4 protein-coding genes are annotated in these 5049 nt (G+C 44.2%); all 4 read right to left on the bottom strand.

Features of this window, described 5'->3' with window-relative positions:
- Positions 1-126: 126 nt before the first annotated feature.
- Complete coding sequence (locus tag JRI95_16240; GenBank protein ID MBW2063093.1) at positions 127-1665, bottom strand: ABC transporter substrate-binding protein; 1539 nt, start codon at positions 1663-1665, stop codon at positions 127-129.
- Positions 1666-1944: 279 nt separating this feature from the next.
- Complete coding sequence (locus JRI95_16235; protein MBW2063092.1) at positions 1945-2973, bottom strand: TatD family hydrolase; 1029 nt, start codon at positions 2971-2973, stop codon at positions 1945-1947.
- 110 nt (positions 2974-3083) lie between these two features.
- Entirely contained in the window at positions 3084-4421 is a 1338-nt protein-coding gene (locus tag JRI95_16230) for an aminotransferase class III-fold pyridoxal phosphate-dependent enzyme (protein ID MBW2063091.1), read from the bottom strand.
- Between the two features lie 257 nt (positions 4422-4678).
- Positions 4679-5038, bottom strand: coding sequence for a hypothetical protein (locus JRI95_16225; GenBank protein ID MBW2063090.1), 360 nt, complete (start codon positions 5036-5038; stop codon positions 4679-4681).
- Positions 5039-5049 lie beyond the last annotated feature (11 nt).

Here is a 5049-nt window from a genome sequence, read left to right as displayed (position 1 = left end):
TTTAACTTAAATAAGTTAAATTCATTTCGACCATTCGAAATGAAACGATTGACAATTGCTATTTGACGCTTATCCTGAACTGAATTACCTCATTCCCGGACAGGCACTAGTTAAGAAAAGTTTACACTACTTCACGATCTTTATGTTCCAGAAGTGTGCTATTTCCCCGGTAACCGGTACCCAGTCGTAATCAATACGATCCTGCATGGCGTAAATCATGTTCAGCCCAAATATTGGAATGATGTCAGGATCTTCTCTGAGCAGCAGATGCATCTTTTTCAGGATGACTGATCGCTTCTTCTTGTCCATTTCGACCGACTGCTCGCTTATTAATTTGTCAATGACATCCTTGTTAGGTCTGTTCGGGTACCAGGTATAATAGCCATCACTTTTTATAGCTAACATGATACGCCAAACAGGATCACGACTGCCTGGCCAGGATGAGAGGGACATGGCGCCGATTCTCTTGTCTTTCTTTCGTGAATAGGTCAAATAGGTGCCTGATTCCATATACTGCAGTTTAACAGTCACACCCACCTTTTTTAAGTACTGCTGGACCGCGGACACGAGCTGGGATCCATTAGGTACAAAATCGGTGTAAGTAAGCATTAACGGAGTGCCAGATTTATAGGATGATTCCTTGATCAGCTTCCGGGCCTTTTCCGGGTCAAATTTGTATTTAAGGTCTGGGTTATAACCCAATTCAAAGGATTCGCATGCCATGTAATGAGGATATCCTTCTTTAAAATAGATGTTGTCAATAATTTCCTGTCTGTTAATAGCGTATTGGAAGGCCTTTCTCAATTTTAAATCCGTGATAGCTGGATCGTTAACCATGCGAAATGAAATGTAATAGAAACTTGGCGTGATTCCGGATCTCTTGATTTTGATCCGCTTGTTGCGCGCAAGCCTTTTGGTATGGTGCGGCAGAACCTTGTATATCAGGTCCAGTTCGCCTGTTTCCATCATGGCCAATCGAGTCATCTCATCCGGGACGCTGAGAATTTTTAAAGTGTTGAAACCCACCTTGGTATCGTGATGATTTTTAACGGCTTGCAGGATAACGCTTTCTCCAATCTTTCGTTCGACCAAGGTAAACGGAGCGCTGCCGACCGGTTTTTTAATCCATACTTCCCGCCCTACTTTGTCATAATACTTCTTCGAACCGATGGACATGCTCATCAAGCTTTCCCAGGGCGAATATGGTTTGTTAAAGCGATAGATGAAGCTATAATCATCGATTATTTCGACATCCTTTATTCTGGCGTAAACCGACCTTAACAGGCTTTTATTAATTTTATCTGTATGCTGCTGCCAGGAGAATCGAAAATCGGCCGCCGTGACAGGATCACCCGTAGAAAATTTTGGACCCTTTCGAAGCCTTACCTGGATATCCCTGCCATTTTCTAGTATTTTTATTGACTGAGCCAGACTAAGTACCATTTCTCCTGATTTATCATCTATTCCCATCAACGACTGAAACATGGCGCCAAACACAACCGCATCTTTAGAGCCCCTGTACTGAAACGGGTCTATGGTCGTGGGATGATAAAGCTCTCCCACTAAAACCGTATCTTTGGATCCGGCCAAAGAACCACTGGAAGTCAGAATAAAAAGAATGAAAACCAATGGAAACACTAAAACCCAACATTTTCTAGAACGCATTGTCTACTCCTTGTTTAATAACCATTAGAATACACGTAGAATACACGGCAACGCCTTTAGTTTGCCTGTCCCAGAACCTGAATTGCCCATTTTAGTTCTGTTTTAATGAATAAGGCATAAGGTTAATACTCCGGTAAAACCAATCCAAATATTTGAAACGCCTTTAAGAAACATTAATATTCCTATAAAGGGCGCAGACCTGTTTTGAGTGAAATATTCCATCATGCTGGAACTTGATAAGTAATCAGCAAGGAAAACTTAGATATTACTATTTTAAATTTATTTAAAAGTTAACATACGGGCTGGATTTTTAACTGTTATTATTTCAATATCCTCCTGGCTCATTCCTTTACGCTCCATCATCGGCAGCACGTTTTTCAAGATATGGCTAAATCCGTCAGTGCCGTATTTCTTCAGCTGAACTTTTGTACAGATGTCCTGGGAGATGAGTAATTTGTCCCGATATCCCGCCTCAATAAGTTTGATGATGTAATCAATCCTGACCGCGTCGTTCGGCATGTCAATGGGAGCGAGCGGATAGTAACTCGCTTCATGTCCGAAAAGATCCCACTCCAGATAACATCCGGTTTGCGCGAGTTCGAGCATGTCTTCCAGGCTGAATAGTGTGCGATCAATGTGACTCATAACCGTTCGCTCCGGATCACCACCCGCATCCATTACGATGCGCATAGCCTCCATCGGGCCAGCTGAAGTTCGTCCGGGATGAATATTCAGGGCCGCGCCTGTTTCCTGTTGGGCCCGGGCGGAAGCGCGCAATACTTTGGCCTCATTGTCGTGAATGGGCCAGTTCAAACCTATCTCCCCGATGATGCCCGATTTGATCCCTGTGCCGTCAACTCCCTCAATCACGTCACGGACGATCTCTTCAGCGATTTCTTCTTCTGACATACTCTCGACTTCCGGGGGATGATAGGGCTGCACGTAATAACCCGCACCCATAATCACATGAACCCCGGTTGCCTTTGAGATGCGAGCCATCCCTTCGGGATCGCGAGCTATGTCAGTGAGGGATAACTCGACCACGGCTCCGCCCCCTGCTTCCTTGTAGTCCCTCATTTCCTCAATGAGGTCTTCTTCACTGGTAACCCGCAGATTTTCAGGGTTGCTAGTCCAGTTCTGCCGATTCCACCCGAGGTTGTCCATTCGGATTTCTTCTCCCACGGCCTCCTCCCTTTGCAGGGCCGGTATTAATATAACGAGGAGGTGCTCGTGAGGTTGGGTGTATCCAAGCTCGGCAGGATCAATAAACCCCAAGACGGTTTGTATTTTGCCTGATCTTTCACTCATTTAATGATTCTCCTTTTTTTAAGGTAATAAAAAGTTCTTTAGAATTATCAACTGTACGTTTTAGGCACATTTTTTAACATCACTGCTTGCTTTGTCATTTAGAAGGTCTGTTAAGTCAAGATAAGCTCAGGTGTCGCTTCCTTTATCAAAGGACGTAATTCATCGAGGGTCTCTTTAACTGCCGATACAGTTTGATCAATTTCGTTTTCTGTCATAGGTTCGGAAAGAGCCCATAATGAACCGGATGCCGGAGTAAACATTGTTTTGTTAAGGAGTGAGAGTCCAAAAAGCCTCATAATTTCTTGATGTGTTTCCGGGGCCGAAGCGCGGCGGGGATCTATGGCGGGTGCGCCAATGCGCATCATAGTAAGAGAGCTTTCACCGCTTACACCTCCCTGGATTTCCATCTCCTGGAAAGCCTCCTTAAAGCCTGTTCTAAGCTCACCTCCAAGAGCATTGAGCCTTGCGATGAGTTCGGGCGTCATTTCATTTAATGCTGCAATACCGGCCGCTACGGTGACGGGATTTGCTGAAAAAGTTCCAGAGTGGTGCACCGGTTCATCTTGTTCCAATGGAGAAAAAAGACTCATAATGTCATCCCGGCCACCAAAAGCACCTACCGCCAACCCGCCTCCGCCAATGAATTTTCCAAAGGCGGTAAGGTCCGCCATAACATTGAAGTACTCCTGAGCGCCGCCTAACGCGTACCGGAAACTCATGACCTCATCCATAATAAGAAGAATGTTATTTTCATGTGCGAGCTCTTTAATAAATTTCAAATAATCATTCTCCTTGGAAAACCATATTCCGTTCACGAGAATCGCGGCTAAGTCTTCCTTGTTGTCTTGAACAAGTTTTTCGATTTCTTCTATATTTGTATAGTCCGCATAAATCATATCCGCCGCAGCGTTTTTGGGCAGGCCCTTTGAAGAAGTAGGCATGTCGGGTTCCACCTCATTTATCGTCCCGTGGTAAGAACCCCTTTGTTTCATAATTTTATTTTTATTGGTATACGCGCGAGCGGCGCGAAATGTAAACATAACGGCTTCAGTGCCAGAGCAGCAAAATCGTACTTTGTCCACGGATTGAAATCGATCGCATAAAATCTTGGCCCATTGATGAATGCTTTCCGTGGCCGCTCCCGCGCCAAGCAGTTTGGGTGCGGCCTCGTTCATGGCGGCTACCACTTTTGGATGAACATGCCCCAATAAAGCGGCTGTGAAGCAATTATTATGATCAAGAAAAACATTCCCATCGATATCATAAAGATAGCAGCCTTCACCTCTTTCGACAAAAACGGGATATGGTTTCCACCAGCAGGTTTCCCTAGTAACTCCTCCGGCTACATACTGTTTAGCCGTTCCAAGCATGGCTCGTGATTTTGGTGTCATCTCTCGATATTTATCTTCAATTTCATCTCGATACCTTTCAAATAATTCGGCTGACATTGATTTTTCTCCTGTTAACTGAGACTATGCGGCCATAACATCAAATATATTCACGGATTCTTTGTCTTGATCAGAAACCCTGTTTTATAAGGCCCTCGGAAAATAAAACCTGCTGAATTTATGTATTGTCAAATGTCTTTAAATAACCGTTTGTCTGGACCTGATTTGAGTCAACCTTTAGAACTTGGAGTACGTTTGAACAGTTTTCTTTTCATGAAACATCATGTCACGACTTTGCCTGTGTGTGTTAACATAGATTATTTCGCCAACGCCTCCTCAAATCCCTCACTCCAATTTTGCGCCAGTTGCCGGGCTTCTTTCAGTTTTACTCTTATTTTTTTCAGTACTAATTCAGCTGATTCCTGCTGGTCAATTGCTGTAAAAATACCTCGCAGATCTAAAAAAACCTGTGCTCGCCGGTCAGCTTGATCCGTCACTTCGCGGCTCCATTCAAGATAACGTGCTGCATTTTCAATGGTCACGAGCACGTCTCTTGCTCTACCTATGCTCCCTTCTACCTCAACGATGTTTGCGGCGTCCCTGAGCTTTTCGATAGCGTCATTAATCACTTCGAACTTATTTACAAAACCTCTCTCTACAAAGGTGTAAATCTTCATGTTCACCGCTC

The organism is Deltaproteobacteria bacterium, assembly GCA_019308995.1.
In the GTDB taxonomy this organism is placed as follows: Bacteria; Desulfobacterota; Desulfarculia; order Adiutricales; family JAFDHD01; genus JAFDHD01.
This window is presented reverse-complemented; position numbering and strand designations above follow the sequence as displayed.

Excerpts from the sequence above, each read along its gene's own strand:
- JRI95_16240 (MBW2063093.1), bottom strand. The coding sequence starts at position 1,665 with ATGCGTTCTAGAAAATGTTGGGTTTTAGTGTTTCCATTGGTTTTCATT.
- JRI95_16235 (MBW2063092.1), bottom strand. The coding sequence starts at position 2,973 with ATGAGTGAAAGATCAGGCAAAATACAAACCGTCTTGGGGTTTATTGAT.
- JRI95_16230 (MBW2063091.1), bottom strand. The coding sequence starts at position 4,421 with ATGTCAGCCGAATTATTTGAAAGGTATCGAGATGAAATTGAAGATAAA.
- JRI95_16225 (MBW2063090.1), bottom strand. The coding sequence starts at position 5,038 with ATGAAGATTTACACCTTTGTAGAGAGAGGTTTTGTAAATAAGTTCGAA.